The organism is Microbacterium sp. Z12_35 (genome assembly GCF_058310475.1).
In genome coordinates this window covers 2,610,829-2,625,482 of the sequence record NZ_JBZEGJ010000001.1, presented here as the reverse complement: position 1 = coordinate 2,625,482, position 14,654 = coordinate 2,610,829, and the positions used below count along the sequence as shown (strand labels likewise).

The 14,654-nt window shown below is 68.4% G+C and carries 13 protein-coding genes; 2 read left to right on the top strand and 11 right to left on the bottom strand.

What is annotated here, in order from left to right:
- Window positions 1-111 precede the first annotated feature (111 nt).
- Window positions 112-702, top strand: coding sequence for a hypothetical protein (locus AC4FS1_RS12655; protein ID WP_491155516.1), 591 nt, complete (start codon window positions 112-114; stop codon window positions 700-702).
- A gap of 139 nt (window positions 703-841) precedes the next feature.
- Here the strand turns inward: AC4FS1_RS12655 and AC4FS1_RS12650 are convergent, their stop codons facing one another.
- The 7 genes from AC4FS1_RS12650 to AC4FS1_RS12620 are packed head-to-tail and all read right to left on the bottom strand — an operon-like array spanning window position 842 to window position 8,968.
- Complete coding sequence (locus AC4FS1_RS12650) at window positions 842-1,267, bottom strand: RbsD/FucU domain-containing protein (protein ID WP_491155514.1); 426 nt, start codon at window positions 1,265-1,267, stop codon at window positions 842-844.
- Between the two features lie 7 nt (window positions 1,268-1,274).
- The gene (locus tag AC4FS1_RS12645) at window positions 1,275-2,912 is read right to left on the bottom strand and encodes a fucose isomerase (RefSeq protein WP_491155512.1); all 1,638 of its coding nucleotides are present in this window, start codon (window positions 2,910-2,912) and stop codon (window positions 1,275-1,277) included.
- Window positions 2,909-4,414 carry an FGGY-family carbohydrate kinase gene (locus AC4FS1_RS12640; protein ID WP_491155510.1) on the bottom strand — a complete coding sequence of 502 codons (1,506 nt, stop codon included), beginning with the start codon at window positions 4,412-4,414 and terminating at the stop codon, window positions 2,909-2,911. The genes AC4FS1_RS12645 and AC4FS1_RS12640 overlap by 4 nt, the downstream gene beginning before the upstream one ends.
- A 30-nt stretch (window positions 4,415-4,444) precedes the next feature.
- The gene (locus AC4FS1_RS12635) at window positions 4,445-5,488 is read right to left on the bottom strand and encodes an ABC transporter permease (protein ID WP_484534150.1); all 1,044 of its coding nucleotides are present in this window, start codon (window positions 5,486-5,488) and stop codon (window positions 4,445-4,447) included.
- Window positions 5,485-7,053 carry a sugar ABC transporter ATP-binding protein gene (locus AC4FS1_RS12630; RefSeq protein ID WP_491155508.1) on the bottom strand — a complete coding sequence of 523 codons (1,569 nt, stop codon included), beginning with the start codon at window positions 7,051-7,053 and terminating at the stop codon, window positions 5,485-5,487. The genes AC4FS1_RS12635 and AC4FS1_RS12630 overlap by 4 nt, the downstream gene beginning before the upstream one ends.
- Window positions 7,053-8,045 (bottom strand): sugar ABC transporter substrate-binding protein, encoded by a 993-nt coding sequence (locus AC4FS1_RS12625; RefSeq protein ID WP_491155506.1) that lies wholly within the window; start codon window positions 8,043-8,045, stop codon window positions 7,053-7,055. The genes AC4FS1_RS12630 and AC4FS1_RS12625 overlap by 1 nt, the downstream gene beginning before the upstream one ends.
- Window positions 8,046-8,095: 50 nt before the next feature.
- The gene (locus tag AC4FS1_RS12620) at window positions 8,096-8,968 is read right to left on the bottom strand and encodes an N-acyl homoserine lactonase family protein (RefSeq protein ID WP_491155505.1); all 873 of its coding nucleotides are present in this window, start codon (window positions 8,966-8,968) and stop codon (window positions 8,096-8,098) included.
- A gap of 199 nt (window positions 8,969-9,167) precedes the next feature.
- On the opposite strand from AC4FS1_RS12620, the gene AC4FS1_RS12615 reads away from it, so the two are divergent.
- Window positions 9,168-10,358 carry a Fic family protein gene (locus AC4FS1_RS12615; RefSeq protein WP_491155503.1) on the top strand — a complete coding sequence of 397 codons (1,191 nt, stop codon included), beginning with the start codon at window positions 9,168-9,170 and terminating at the stop codon, window positions 10,356-10,358.
- A 160-nt stretch (window positions 10,359-10,518) separates the two neighbouring features.
- Here the strand turns inward: AC4FS1_RS12615 and AC4FS1_RS12610 are convergent, their stop codons facing one another.
- Genes AC4FS1_RS12610 through dnaK form a run of 4 tightly spaced genes read right to left on the bottom strand, consistent with a single transcriptional unit; the run spans window position 10,519 to window position 14,549 of the window.
- On the bottom strand, window positions 10,519-10,980 hold the full coding sequence (locus tag AC4FS1_RS12610; RefSeq protein WP_491155502.1) for a heat shock protein transcriptional repressor HspR: 462 nt from the start codon (window positions 10,978-10,980) through the stop codon (window positions 10,519-10,521).
- A 24-nt stretch (window positions 10,981-11,004) separates the two neighbouring features.
- On the bottom strand, window positions 11,005-11,997 hold the full coding sequence (locus AC4FS1_RS12605; protein WP_491155500.1) for a DnaJ C-terminal domain-containing protein: 993 nt from the start codon (window positions 11,995-11,997) through the stop codon (window positions 11,005-11,007).
- An 8-nt stretch (window positions 11,998-12,005) separates the two neighbouring features.
- Window positions 12,006-12,674: a nucleotide exchange factor GrpE gene (locus tag AC4FS1_RS12600; protein ID WP_491155498.1), complete on the bottom strand. Its 669-nt coding sequence runs from the start codon at window positions 12,672-12,674 to the stop codon at window positions 12,006-12,008.
- Window positions 12,675-12,683: 9 nt separating this feature from the next.
- Window positions 12,684-14,549: a molecular chaperone DnaK gene (gene dnaK / locus AC4FS1_RS12595; protein WP_491155496.1), complete on the bottom strand. Its 1,866-nt coding sequence runs from the start codon at window positions 14,547-14,549 to the stop codon at window positions 12,684-12,686.
- Window positions 14,550-14,654: the final 105 nt, after the last annotated feature.

Sequence of the window (14,654 nt, the reverse complement as noted above, 5' to 3'; positions counted from 1 at the left end):
CCTATCTGTGCGGCGGGTCGGGTCGCACGGTGCGGTGCATGCGCAAGGCCACTGTACCCGAGGCACTTTCCCACGCTCCGGAAGCGCACCCGCACGTCCTACCCTGGAGTCATGCCGCGATTGCAGGCCGACGCCGATCCCGCCCTCTGGGTGCCCGTCACCGGATCCCTCGGGTTCCGTGGACGCAGACATCGCAAGGCGGCGATCCGGATGCTGCTGAGCCAGGCCGGGCGGGCGATCGGGGCGGGCGACCGGCCGGGGAGCGGCTTCCTGGCGTGGGCCATGAGCCAGGCGACGCCCCTGCTGCTCCGCCGCGCCGACGGCCGGGTTCTCGTGTGGGTGTGGAAGGAAGACCCCGAGCTGCTCGTGGCCATGGCCCAGCTGCAGGAGGCGACCCCGCAGCTGCGGGCGGCCCGTGCCTCGATGCCCATGGAGTACGACGACACGGAGGACTTCCGAAACCCGCACCTCGGCGTGGGCGAGAAGCTCGTGATGGACCTCCCCAGCGATCCCCGCACGCCGCCCTTCGCGAGCTACACGTGGGACACCGGCACGTCCTTCGTCTCGCTCACGGCCGTATGCTCCGACCGCGAGCGCTTCGGCACGGTGCTCGGCGCGGTCGACGCGATCGCGCGATCACTCCGGGTCGTCGAAGACCTGTCGCTCGACGAATCCGCCAACATCCTCCGCCTCGACCCCTGATCCGCCCCGGGGCGCGAATGCACGGCCTCGTGTCCATTGCACGACCTTCCCGCGCGGTTTACCCGTCCGTTCGGCGGGAAGCCGTTCACTCCCAGGGATGACCGTGGAGGCCGCATCCGCGGGACGGCGCTGGGGCGGGCTAGCGCCCCAGCGCATCGGCGTACGCCGGGATGACCCCCTTGCTCAGGATCGCGTTGGCGAAGGTCCGGGTCTCGGCGCAGCGCACGACGAGTTGCGCGGATGCCGCGATCTCGTAGAACTCGAAGCGGTCCACGGCGCGCGCCGCGCCCTCCGCAACGTCGGCCGCCGCGATGATCTCCTCCTGCGCGGCGTTCCACGTCTCTCCCGAGCGCATGAGCGTGACCGGATCCAGGTCGTCCAGTGTGAGGACCGTGCGGATGGCCCGCGTCACGCGGGGCGCGTCGGCGGCGACCTCCACGACCGCACGGCCGAGCCGGAAGGCGGGGAAGTGGGCATCCGTGATGACCACGAGGTCGGAATGGCCCATGTGGTCGAGGTGGCGAAGGAGGTCGCCGCTGAGAAGCGGATCTATGCCGAAGAGCATGCCGGCCTCAGATTCCGGCCACTCGACCGACGAGGTTCACGGCGATGCCCATCCGGTCGAACATGGCGGCTTTGGCCAGAAGCGCCTTATCGGCGGTCTCCGCATCCGGTGCGTAGACGACCTGGGCATGGTTCGCCTTGTGCCGCGCCATGAACTGGTCGCGGGAGACGTCGTGAAGGACGACGTGGGCGATCGGCCACTCGGGGTTGGTGGCGCGCTTGCGTCTCTCGGTCTCCGCGGCCGGGAGTTCGATGGCGGTACCCCGGAAGATGTCGGCCTGCAGCACCCCTTCGGCGATGAACACGCGCGAGAGGACCAGCTCCCCGGGCTTGGACACGCCGTTCACGGTCGAGCCTCCCGCAGGGAAGAACACGGGGTCCTGGCGCCAGCCTTCGGCCCGGTCCCATCCCCCGAGGTGGGAGCCCGGCACCGAGCCGGAGATCTCGTACACCCACACGAAGCGGCCGTCGTAATCCTCACCCCAGCGGACGTCGTGAAGGGTGTTATCGGGCACGAGACCCATCGCGGTCCACACCCGGTCGGTCACGAGCGCGTCGACGGCGACGCCCTCATCGGCCTCGTTGAAGTGAGGCAGAGCGCGGGCGGCGAAGAGTTCCCGCTCGCCATCGCGTGAGAATACCGGCGGCCGCTCCGTGGAGTTGAGGAGGCCCTCGGCGAGGTCGGACGCCGGAACCAGGTCCTTCAGGCCCTGCTGGTACTGGATGCCCACCGCATCCAAACCGAAGTCATCCGCCATCCGCAGCGCGGCGATGTACATCTTGAGCTGCCACTGCACCTGTTCGCGGGTGAGCTCGGTGGCTTCGTCCGTTCCCAGCCGGAACGTCATCCCCCGCGAGAGCAGCCAGTCGAATGCGTCGTCGGCCTCGCTGTCGGGAACGCGCAGCATCTCCGCGTACAGCGCCGACTGGGACAGCCTCTCCTTGTAGATCCCGGTGGGGTTCAGCAGCTCGTCGTCGAAGATGGCGTTGTACATGCCCATGCAGCCCTCGTCGAACACGCCGATGATCGCTTTCTCGGCGAGCAGCTGGTCGCCCAGTGCCCGTCCGAGCTCGGTCTCGGGCGAGTCCGGAAGCGGCGGCAGCGACCGCACGTGGGAGGCATCGTGGGTGATGCGACCGGTCTGCGTCCACTCTTGGATGCCTCGAACGAACCACTCGTCGGTGAAATCCACCGACCAGATGGTCGCGTAGTCCTTCCCCATCTTGGTGAGGCCGGCGTTGAGTCCCAGCAGCCCGACGAGTCCCGGCCAGTCGCCGGCGAAGTTCGCGACGGTGAGAATCGGGCCACGGTGTGTGCGCAGTCCGGCCAGAACGTGGTGCGAGTACTGCCACACCGCCTCGGCGACGATGAGGGGGGCGTCCACGGGTATCCGCGTGAACACGTCCAGCCCCATCCGCTGACTCGAGATGAACCCGTGACCCGTGGCCGGGTCGACCTCGTTCGCGCGCACGACAGCCCAACCGAGATCGTTGAGGACGCCGGTGACGCCGGCCTCCAGTTCGACCTGAGTCGTCCAGCCGGCGACGTTGGCGGATTCACGCAGATCGCCGCTCGCGATCAGGTACGCCGTCTGCGGCGCGGACTGGGGTCGGACGAGGGGGGCTGGCAACGTGTACGTGCTCACGAGGGGGATCCTTCCGTTCGCTGTCGGGCAGCGAGAGTGTGGACGACGGGTGTCGTCGCTGAGTAGAGGTCGAGGTAGTCGGCGAAGAGGCCGTCGTACAGGCCCCCCACCGTGGGGTCTGGGTGGACCGTGGACACGACGGGGTTCCACAGGTTGATGTCGGGGGGCGAGTCGGAGACCGCGGTCGCGGCCAGGAAGGCCGCTCCGAAGCTGGCGCCGACCGTCGTACGCGGAACTTCTTGGACGAGACCGGTCACGTCGGAGACGATCTGCAGCCACAAGGCGCCTTGCGTCCCGCCGCCGACGGCGACGACCCGGCGAACGTCCGCACCCGCCGCCCGCATCGTCTCCACGTTGTGGCGCACACCGAACGCCGTCGCCTCCAACGCCGACCGGTACAGGTCACCGCGGCCATGGCCCAGGGTGAGACCGGCGATCACGCCGCGCGCATCCGGGTCGAGGATGGGCGTGCGCTCACCCGCGAAATAGGGCAACGTGAGCAGTCCCCGCGCACCCGGGCCGGACTCCTCCGCCTCGGCAAGGAGGACCGGATAGTCGGCGCCGGTGAGGTCCGCCAACCACCCGGTGAGCGCGCCGGAGGTCGCGAGGCCACCGGCGAGGTTGCGTGATCCGGGAAACGCGCCCGCCGTGGTCCACATCGACGGCGTCCGCAGCGTCTGCGTGCCCGTGGCGATGAGGAACATCGTCGTGCCGTACATCAGCATCAGATCGCCGTCCCCGTGCGCGCCGACACTCACCGCCTCCGTCCAGGCATCGATGCTCCCCGCGATCACCGGTACGCCGGCGGGGAGTCCGGTCGTCTCGGATGCAGCCGCGGTCACGCGCCCGACGATGTCGCCCGCCCAGGCGAGATCGGGCATCTCGATTCCGGCGGCGTACCGTTCCCACCACGGCTCGTACCAGGCGGCACTCTCTATGTCATAGAACGGCGTCATCTGGCTCGCCGATTGGTGGTCGAGGACGTACGCCCCCGTCAGGTGATGACTGAGCCACGATGCCGGCATGAAGAGCCGGCGTGCGCGGGCGGAGATCGCAGGCTCCTCGTCGGCGACCCAGACGATCTTGGGTCCCCCGGCCTGCGTGGTCAACGCCGAGCCGCCCACCGCAGTGATGTGTTCCTCACCGAGCTCGCGCGTCATCCGTTCGATCTGTGCCGTTGCGCGCGAGTCGACCCCGTACAGGATGGCGGGCCGCACGGGGCGTCCGTCGTCGCCGGTAAGCAGAACGCAGGGGCCCATACCGCTGACGCCCACGGCCCGGACTGTCGCGTGCGGGACGGCCGCCGACAGCGAGCGTGTGAGGGCGACGAATTCCTCCCACCACACCTCCCCGTCCATCTCCACCCAGCCGGGGCGCGGCCGTGAGACGGCGTGCGCGATCGACTGCGACGCGAGGACCTCGCCGGAGGAGATGTCGACGAGCACACCCTTGCTGCTGGATGTGCCGACATCCACCCCGAGGACGCACGAGACAGCGGTCATGCCGTGGATCCTTTCGATGGCGGGGCGAGTTCAGGCGCGGGCGTATCTTCGGGCGACGGTGGACAGGGCCACGGCGAGAACGAGGATTCCGCCCTTGAAGATGAACTGCCAGAACGTCGGAGTTCCCAGCAGAGCAAGCCCGTTGAAGCCGACGCTGACCACCAGGACCCCGATGAGGGTTCCGACGATGTGGAACTCTCCGTCGCGGAGCGTCGCGGAGCCGAGGAAGACGGCGGCGAAGGAGTCCATGAGGTAGCCGTCGGCGGCGCTGACGGTGCCGCTTCCGAGGATCGAGGCGAGGAGGATGCCGGTGATGGCGGCGCAGACGCCCGCGATCACGAACGCGGTGATCTTCGACCGGTCCGTGCGGATGCCTGCCAGGCGTGCGGCCTTGGTGTTGGCCCCCACCGCCTGAATGCGCTGACCCGACGCCGTGCGGTTGAGGATGATCCACAGGAGAGCCACGACCGCTGCCATGAACCAGATCGGGTTCTGAATGCCCAGGAAACGCGCCAGCGTGATCCACGTGAACTCGACCGGAACCTGCGTGATCGGAGACCCCGCCGTGTAACCGAACGCGAGACCGGTCAGGATCGTCCCGACACCGAGGGTCGCGACGACGGCGTTGACCCGGGCTTTGGTGACCAGCACACCGTTCACTGCGCCGATTCCGCCGCCCACCATCAGGGTGACGAGGATGGCGAGGATCAGCGGAAGGCCCTGATTGGCGATCAGTCCCGTCACCAGCACGCCGGCAAGGCTCGCGGCGTATCCGACGCTCAGGTCGAACTCCCCCACGACGAGCACCATCGTCAGGCCGCAGGCGATGATCGCGGTCAGGGCGGACTGGTTGACGATGCTGAGCAGGTTGTTGGGGCTCAAGAACGCCCCGTTGGGCACGAGGAGGGCGAAGATGATCACCATCAGCGCCATCGCGATGAGCGTGCCGTATTTGGAGACGATCAGGAGCGCCACGTTGCCCGCGCGGCTCTTCGCCCGAAGGGGTTTCGGCGCCGGCGCCACCGGGCTGGAGCCGGTCGGCTGCGCCGCCGGGTCGGCTGTGGTCGAGGTCATGCTGCGTCCTTTCCGTTCTCCCGCTCGAAGCTGAGCGAGAGGAGGCGATCGGTCGTGATCGCCGGTCCGACGAGTTCGCCCGTGATGCGGCCTTCTGCCATCACCAGGACCCGGTCGCACAGACCCACGAGTTCTTCGTTATCTGAGGAGATGGCCAGCACCGCGGTCCCGCGCGCCGCGAGCTCACGGACGACACGGTGCACCTCCGCGCGGGCGCCCACATCCACGCCGCGGGAGGGTTCGTCGAGGATCAGCAGGCGCGGTTGATCGAGCAGCCATCGTGCGATGGCCACCTTCTGCTGGTTGCCTCCGGACAGGGAGCCCACCGGGTCACTGACGTCGCGTGCCTTGACGGTGACCTCGCGGGCGATGGCCTGGGCGCGCTTGCGCCCTGCCCTCAGCCGGAGCAGCGGCCACACCCGCGACCAGCGGAGGCCGGCGAGCTTGGCCACGTTGATGTTGAAGTCAATGGAGCGGTCGAGGAAGAGGCTTTCTGAGCGACGCTCCTCCGGCACGAGGCCCATTCCCGCGCGCACGGCGTCGGCCGGCTCCCGGAACCGCACCTCACGGCCGTCCAGACGGATCGACCCCGCGGTGCGCGCGGCCTCGCCGTAGATGAGACGTGCGACCTCGGTGCGTCCTGCGCCGACGAGCCCGCCCAGCCCGACGACCTCTCCCGCATGCACCGTCAGAGACACGCCCCGCACGAGACGGGCGTCACTGACGCTCGTCACCTCCAGCACGGGCGATCCGGTGGGCGCGGGCTCGTGCCCGTGCTCCGCGATCTCGATGTCGCGGCCGACGATGGCGCGCACGAGGTCGGCCTTGGAGGAGCGTTCGGCGACGGTGCGCCGGGTGACGGCGCCGTCCTTGAAGACGGTGACGTCATCGCAGAGCTCGCTGACTTCGTCCAGTCGGTGCGACACGAAGACGACCGCCGTCCCCGAGGCCGCCAGCTCGCGGATGATCGCGTGCAGGCGGGTGGCTTCCTCCGCCGAGAGGGACGCCGTCGGCTCATCCATGGCGATCAGGCGCGCGTCCCGCATCAGCGCCCGCCCGATGAGGACGAGCCACTGGTCGGCGGTGCTCAGGTCGTCGACGTTCGCGGAGATGCTGAAGCGCATGCCGAGGCGCTCCGCGACCCGGCGGGCCCGTTCGCGAGCGGGGCGCCAGTCGATCAGCCCCACCGTGGTGGGCGGCTTCTGACCGAGCATCATGTTCCGCAGCACGCTCCAGCCGGGGATGAGACTCATCTCCTGATGGATGAATGCCAGCCCCCGAGCGGACGCGTCATCGGGCGTCACGATGCGCACCGGCTCGCCCTCGAGAAGGATCTCCCCGGAGTCGGGCGTCTCGATGCCGGCAAGACACTTGATCAGCGTGGACTTGCCTGCACCGTTCGCGCCGATCAATCCGTGAACGACGCCCGGGCGGATGTCGAAGCTGACGCCGGCGAGCGCCTGCACGCCTCCGAAGCTCTTGCTGATCTCCCGCACCGACAGGAGCGGGGGGAACTCCCCGTGCCGCCCGTCGGCGACACGGGGAGGTAGTACGGATGCGCTCATCAATCGAGCGCTTCCGGGTGCTCTTCGAGGAATTCGTCGATGTTCTCCGAGGTCACCAGCACACCCGGCACGTCGATCCGCTGGGGGGTGAAGTCCTCCGCCTCGATCGCGGCGAGGACGGTCTCGAACATCGTGCGGCCCTCGAGGAACGCGTCCTCGTAGACCGTCGCCGTCAGTTCGCCATCCTGAACCGCCTTGATGGCGGTGCTGGAGCCGTTGATCCCATAGGTCAGGATGTCGGTGCGCCCCTGCTGCTTGATGGAGGAGATGGCGCCGAGGGTGGGGTCCTCCCAGCATCCCCAGACGGCCAGGTTCTTGCTGCCTGCCGGGTGGGCGGCCATCCAGGCGTTGGCGTAACGTGCGCCGTCCTGGAGGAAGCCGGGGATGTTCACCTCGTTCTTGGTCACGGTGATGTCCGGCGCCGACTCGGCGAGCATCTCATCGAAGAGCACCTCGCGGTCGCGGCAGACCTGGCCGGTGCGGTAGGTCAGGGCCAGGACCTCGCCCTCGCCCTCCATCGATTCGATGAGGGCCTGGGTCGCCGGCTCGGCGAAGGGCGCTCCATCTCCCGCGGTGAGGACGACTCCGGTGCCGTCGCCGCCGCCCCACGTCGCCACCGGGATGCCGGCCTGCTCCGCTGCTGTCAGACCCGCACCCAGAGACGTCGTCGGGAACACGAGGTCGAAGATCATGCCGGCGTCTTTGTTCACGAAGTTCTGGATGGCCGTGTTGGCCTGGTCGGCGTTTCCTGCCGCATCCACCACCTCGACGGTCCAGCCGGCCTCCTCCGCCGCCTCGGTGGCGCCCGCGATCACGCGGGCGTTGTTGGCATCGGTCGCACTGATGGTGACGATGCCCAGCAGGGTGCTGTCGCCTGCGTTGCCGCCGGCTTCGGGCTCACTGCCCGATTCGCTCGGGACACTGCAGGCCGACAGGGCCATCAGGGCCGTGACGCTCAGCGCTGTAGCGAGAACCGCTCTGTTCTTGCGCATTTCTCTCCTTCTTGGTGGTGGGGATGATCCGGGCTCGGGTGCCCAGTCGTCTATGAGGGGTCCCGGGTCGTGATGCGCGAGGGGACCCCCGACGCGAGCAGAAGCTCGGCGACGCTCAGGCCGTCCTCGTACGTGCGCGACGGGTGGCGCCGGAACGTGTCGTACTCGTGCACGATGACGAGTCGGTCGGTGTCGCGGGCGGTGCGGGCCATCTCGTCGATGATCTGGAGCCCTCGCCACCCGCTGCCCCCGCCGAAGCCGATGTTCACCGGCACACCGGAGCCGCCGATCCCTTCGGCGTTCTCGTAGGAGTACATGGCGTCACCGGTGATGACCCAGCTGTCGTCGCCGTCGTCCACGACGACGTACTGCCCGCCCATGGTGTGGGTATCCAGCGCCGTACGGATGTGCAGGCCCGGGAAGAGGTTCTCGACGGGTCCGTCCAGGAGGCGCAGCCGCCCATCCGCGGCCATCTCCTCCAGCATCGACACATCCTCAGGGTCGAGGGCGCCGATGATCGAGGCGTAGAGGTGGGCGTTCTCCAGGGCCCATCGCGAACTCTCCAACTCGACGCGCTGCAGATAGAAGGTCGCGTTGGGGAAGTAGCGTGCCGCGCCGGCATGGTCGTAGTGAGCGTGCGTGAGGATGACGGTGTCGATGTCCTCGGGCTTGACGCCCACCTTCGCGAGCACCGCATCAGGGGCTTGGAAGTCGACGATGTCGTTCACGTCGTTGTAGGCCTTGTTCGAGCCGCGGTTGTCGTGGCCGACGTCGACGAGGATCTTGTGACCGGCGCCTTCGACGTAGACGTACGAGTACGCGAACATGCGCGTCGAGCCGTCCCACACCCCGTAGAAGATGCACCCCATCGGCTGCTCCAGACAGTGCGAATACTCGAGCATCCACAGGGAGTACGACGTCATCGGGGCCCTCTCTCGCTCGGCCGCCAGTGGCCGACTTGGCGACTCTAGGAAGCAGCGGGAGGGAGAGTCAAAGTGGGAACAGGCCGTTTTCGTCAGTACCGACCACAAGGCCAGTCATGTGGTCGGTACGCAGCAGAGCCGATCGCAACCGGGGCCTTATTATCGGATGCGCAGCTATCCAGAACAGTAGTCTGGACTCATGACGGGGAGCACCATGACGTGGCCAGCCGTCTCGTACGAGGAGCGCACGTGGGAGCCGGCCGCGGACGTCCGTGACTCCTTCAGCCCCCATCGCGCCGTGTCCGGACCCTACCGAGCTTCTGTGCCGCCGTCGGTCTCCTCGCGCGCGCTGCCGCTGGCACCCGACACGCTCTCGCGCGCGTTCGACGCGACCGGCGACCTGATCCGGCTCGACGCCGAGTTGGGAGGACGGGATGCTGCGCTCCCGGCGCTTCTGCTGCGCGCCGAGTGCACGGCCAGCTCAGCGATCGAACGCGTCACCGCGTCCGCGGGCGCTCTCATGCTCGCCGGTATCGACGAGTCCCTCGAACCGGCCGCGCGACAGATCGCCTCCCATGTCCGTGCGGATGAGGTGGCGCTCAGTCTCGCGGGGTCTCTCACCGAGGACGCGATCGTTCAGATCCAGCGGACACTGATGGCCTCCACACGGCCCGATCGGCGTGGCCGATGGCGGGACCAGCAGGTATGGATCGGCGGCGGTTCGCTGGGGCCTCAGCGTGCCTCGTTCGTCCCGCCCCACCAGTCTCGCGTCGCCGAGCTCATGACCGACCTGGTGGGCTTCATCCGCCGCACGGACGTACCGGCTCTCGCACAGATCGCGATCGCCCACGCGCAGTACGAGACCATCCATCCCTTCCTGGAGGTGAACGGACGGACGGGACGAGCACTGATGCAGGCGATGCTCCGGCGCGCAGACGTCACGCGCGCCGTGGTCATCCCGCTCTCCGCCGGGCTGCTGCAGGACACCGCGGAGTACTTCGACGCGCTCACCAAGTACCGCGCCGGCCACGTCGATCCCATCGTGGACGTGTTCGCCGGCGCAGCCCATATGGCAGTCGCCTCCAGTCGCGTGCTCATGGACGACCTCGACGCGGTACGCGCATCCTGGCGGGATCGCGCGACGTCACGTCAAGGGTCGGCGGCCCGCCGCCTGATGGAGTTGTTGGAACGCCAGCCCGTGATCAATTCGCGTCTGGCGGTGTCGCACCTCGGCGTCACAGCGCCGAACGCCCTCCTCGCGATCGACCGCCTGGTCGACGACGGCATCCTCACGCAGGTCGGTTCGGGGCGGCGGAACCGCACATGGGCGGCTCGCGATGTCCTGCAGGCCCTGGACGCGCTCGCCGAACGCGCACGCCGCCGGCGTTGACCACCCTCACTCGGGAGTAAGGAACCCCCCGCCCCGGGGCGCGAATGCACGGCCCCGTGTCCAGTGCACGACCTTCCCGCGCGGTTTACCCGTCCGTTCGGCGGGAAGCCGTTCACTCGCAGGGATGAGCGACCCGCGGAGGGCCGCATCCGCGGGCGGCTCAGTCCTCTTCGGCGGGCGACTCGGAGTCGGAAGAGGGATGCCGCGGACGCCACAGCACCACGTCGGTGGCCCGCCGCACCCGCACGCCATGACGCAGCGGCACGACAGCGCCTGTGGCGCCGGCGGCGAAAACTCGGGCGCCCGGGCGGGTCTGGCGCTCGACCGTGAGCTGGCGCTCCAGGTCGGAGACCCGGCGGTGCAGCTCGTGCACCTGCTGTTCGAGAGTGAGCAGCCGTGCGATCGCCGGCAAGCTCATGCCCTCGCTGGACAGCCGCGCCACTTCACGCAGCTGCTGGACATGCCGCGTCGAGTAGCGGCGCGAACCACCCTGCGTGCGCGCGGGGACGACGAGGCCGATGCGGTCGTACTGCCGCAGCGTCTGCGGGTGCATGTTCGACAGCTCGGCGGCCACCGCGATCGCGAAGATCGGGGTGTCCTCGTCGATGTCGCCGTTACCCACGTCGTGCCAGCTCTTCTCCGGTCATCAGCCGCGAGCCTTCGCCATCAGGTCGGCGCGCGGATTCTCCCGGGGTTCCAGCTCGGAGAAGCGCTCCAGTGCCTCTCGGGCTGCGCCGTCGAGATGCGAGGGCACGACCACCTGGACCTCGGCGAGGAGGTCGCCGGTGCCCTTCGACGTCTGAACGCCGCGACCCTTGACCCGCAGAACCCGACCCGACGGTGTGCCGGGGGCGACCCGGAGCTTCACCGGATCTCCGCCGAGCGTGGGCACCTCGATGGTGGCCCCGAGCGCGGCCTCCGTGAAGGTGACCGGCACGGTCACCCGAAGGTTCAGCCCGTCACGGGTGAACACCGGATGCGGACGCACCGCGACCTGCACGACGATGTCGCCGGGCTCGCCCCCGTCCGGAGACGGCCGGCCGCGCCCGCGGAGGCGGATCTTCTGCCCGTCCGAGACGCCCGCGGGGATCTTCACCTTGAACGGCTTGCCGTCCTCGCCCTGCAGCGAGATCGTTTCGCCCTTCGTCGCGGTCACGAAGTCGATCGTGGTGCGCGCGGTCACGTCAGCGCCGCGCTGCGGACCGCCGAAGCCGCGGAATCCTCCGCTGGGCTGTCCGAACCGCCCGGTGCCGAAGCTCGCGCCGCCCTGATCGAACATCGTGAAGAAGTCGTCGAAGCCGGCGTCGTTCGCCCGGGCGCGGGTTCCTCGACCCTGCCCGAACGCACTGAACACGTCTTCGAAGCCGCCGGTGTTGCCTCCAGCCGCCGTGAAACGGGCGCCGGAGCCCATGGCCCGGATCTGGTCGTACTCGGCGCGCTGTTCCGGATCGTTCAGCACGGCATACGCCTCGCTGATCTCCTTGAACGTCGCCTCGGCCTTGGCATCCCCCGGGTTGGAGTCCGGGTGATACTTCCGGGCCAGCTTGCGGTAGGTCTTCTTCAGGTCGGCTTCACTGACGTCCTTGTCGACGCCGAGGACCTTGTAGAAGTCCTTGTCGAACCAATCCTGACTCGCCATACCTGCTCCTACTCAGCCGGGACGGCGACGACGACCTTCGCGGGTCGCAACTCCACGGAGCCCAGACGGTAGCCGAGCTCGACCACCTCGAGGATCGTCGGCACGGTCGTGCCCGGGGTCGGTGCCTGGAAGATGGCCTCGTGCTGCTGCGGGTCGAACGGCTCGCCGGCCTGCCCATAGGACACCACGCCCAGGCGCTCGGCCACCGTACGGACCTTTTCGCCGATCGCAGCGAACGGGGTGCCGGCTTCGATGTCACCGTGCTTCGCGGCGCGGTCGAGGTCATCCAGCACAGGGACCAGGCCCTTGGCGGCCTCGCCCTTCGCGCGCTCGATCTCCCGCTCACGCTGCTCCTCGGTGCGACGGCGATAGTTCGCATACTCCGCCTGCAGACGCTTGAGGTCGCTGAGAAGAGTCGACTCGCGCTCGTCGATGGACGTTCCCTGACCACCCTCGAGCGGCTGGTCCTCCGCGGCGGCTTCAGCGGTCTGCTGAGCACCGAGGATGTCGTCGATGGTGAAGTCTTCTTGCCCTTCCGCCTCGCCCGACGGCGCGGGGCCGGATGCCGCGTCGGGCTGTGCACCCGAGGCATCCGACCCCGTCGTCTCGTCAGGAGCGGCGCCCGAGCCCTGAGCCTCGTTCGGTTCAGGGAACGTTGCGTCGTCCTTGTCTGCCATAACTCCTACTTATTTCTTCTCGTCTTCGTCGTCGACGACTTCAGCGTCGATCACGTCCTCCTCGGGGTTCGGCGTGGTGCCGTCTCCCGGGGTGCCGGCCGGAGCTTCGTCCGACGCGGTCGGCTGCTGCGACGAGGCGTAGATCGCCTCGCCGATCGCGCTCTGGCTCTGGCTGAGCTTGTCGAACGCCGTCTTCACGGCGTCGTCATCCTCGCCGGCGAGCGCCGACTTGAGGGCGTCGACGTCGGCCTGCACCGACGTCTTGACCTCGGCGGGCAGCTTGTCCTCGTTGTCCTTGAGGAGCTTCTCCACCGAGTACGACAGGGTCTCGGCCTGGTTGCGGGTCTCGGCGGACTCGCGACGCTTCTTGTCCTCGGCGGCGTGCTCTTCAGCCTCGCGCACCATGCGCTCGATGTCGTCCTTGGCCAGCGACGAGCCGCCGGTGATCGTCATCGACTGCTCCTTGCCGGTGCCCTTGTCCTTCGCCGAGACGTGAACGATGCCGTTCGCGTCGATGTCGAAGGTGACCTCGACCTGCGGGATGCCGCGGGGGGCCGGGGCGATGCCGGTCAGCTCGAACGTGCCGAGCGGCTTGTTGTCGCGCGTGAATTCACGCTCGCCCTGGAAGACCTGGATGGCGACCGACGGCTGGTTGTCGTCGGCGGTCGTGAAGGTCTCGCTCCGCTTGGTGGGGATGGCGGTGTTGCGCTCGATGAGCTTCGTCATGATGCCGCCCTTGGTCTCGATACCGAGGCTCAGGGGGGTGACGTCGATGAGGAGGACGTCCTTGCGCTCGCCCTTCAGCACACCGGCCTGGAGCGCGGCGCCGACGGCGACGACCTCATCCGGGTTGACGCCCTTGTTGGCCTCCTTGCCGGCCTCGCGCTTGACGAGCTCGGCAACGGCGGGCATACGCGTCGAGCCGCCCACGAGGACGACGTGCGCGATGTCTTCGACCTTGACGCCGGCCTCGCGGATGACGTCTTCGAACGGCTTCTTCGTGCGGTCGAGGAGGTCCTTGGTGAGGTCCTCGAACTTCGCACGCGTGATGGTCTCGCTCAGCGACACCGGGCCCGAGTCGGTCAGCGACAGGTACGGCAGGTTGACGCTGGTGGAGGTGGAGCTCGAAAGCTCCTTCTTCGCCTGCTCAGCGGCCTCCTTGAGGCGCTGCAACGCGATCTTGTCGCCGGAGACGTCGACACCGGTGGTGTCCTTGAACTGCTTGATGAAGTACTCGACGAGGCGCTGGTCCCAGTCGTCACCACCGAGGCGGTTGTCACCGGCGGTGGAGCGCACCTGGATCGTGGAGAAGTCGTCGTCCTTGCCCACCTCGAGCAGCGACACGTCGAACGTTCCGCCACCGAGGTCGAAGACGAGGATGAGCTCGTCCTCCTTGCCCTTGTCCAGTCCGTACGCCAGAGCGGCCGCGGTCGGCTCGTTGATGATGCGGAGGACGTTCAGACCGGCGATCTCGCCGGCTTCCTTCGTCGCCTGGCGCTCGGCGTCATTGAAGTACGCCGGCACGGTGATGACCGCGTCGGTGACCGAGTCGCCCAGGTACTCCTCGGCGTCGCGCTTGAGCTTCTGGAGGATGCGCGCGGAGATCTCCTGCGGCGTCCACTTCTTGCCGTCGACGTCGAACGTCCAGCTGGTGCCCATGTGGCGCTTGACGCTGGACACGGTGCGGTCGACGTTCGTGACGGCCTGGCGCTTGGCGGTCTCGCCGACGAGCACCTCGCCATCCTTCGTGAATGCGACGACCGAGGGGGTCGTGCGGAAACCCTCGGCGTTCGCGATGACCTTCGGCTCGCCGCCTTCGAGGACGCTCACGACCGAGTTGGTCGTACCGAGGTCGATTCCCACTGCACGGGGCATATGTGTTCTCTCCTTCGTATGAACCGCCGGATGCGGCGGCTCGTGGTTGCTGTGAAGTCTGCGCGGCCCGACATCCCAGGGGTGAGCCCGGGGTGATGCCCGCAC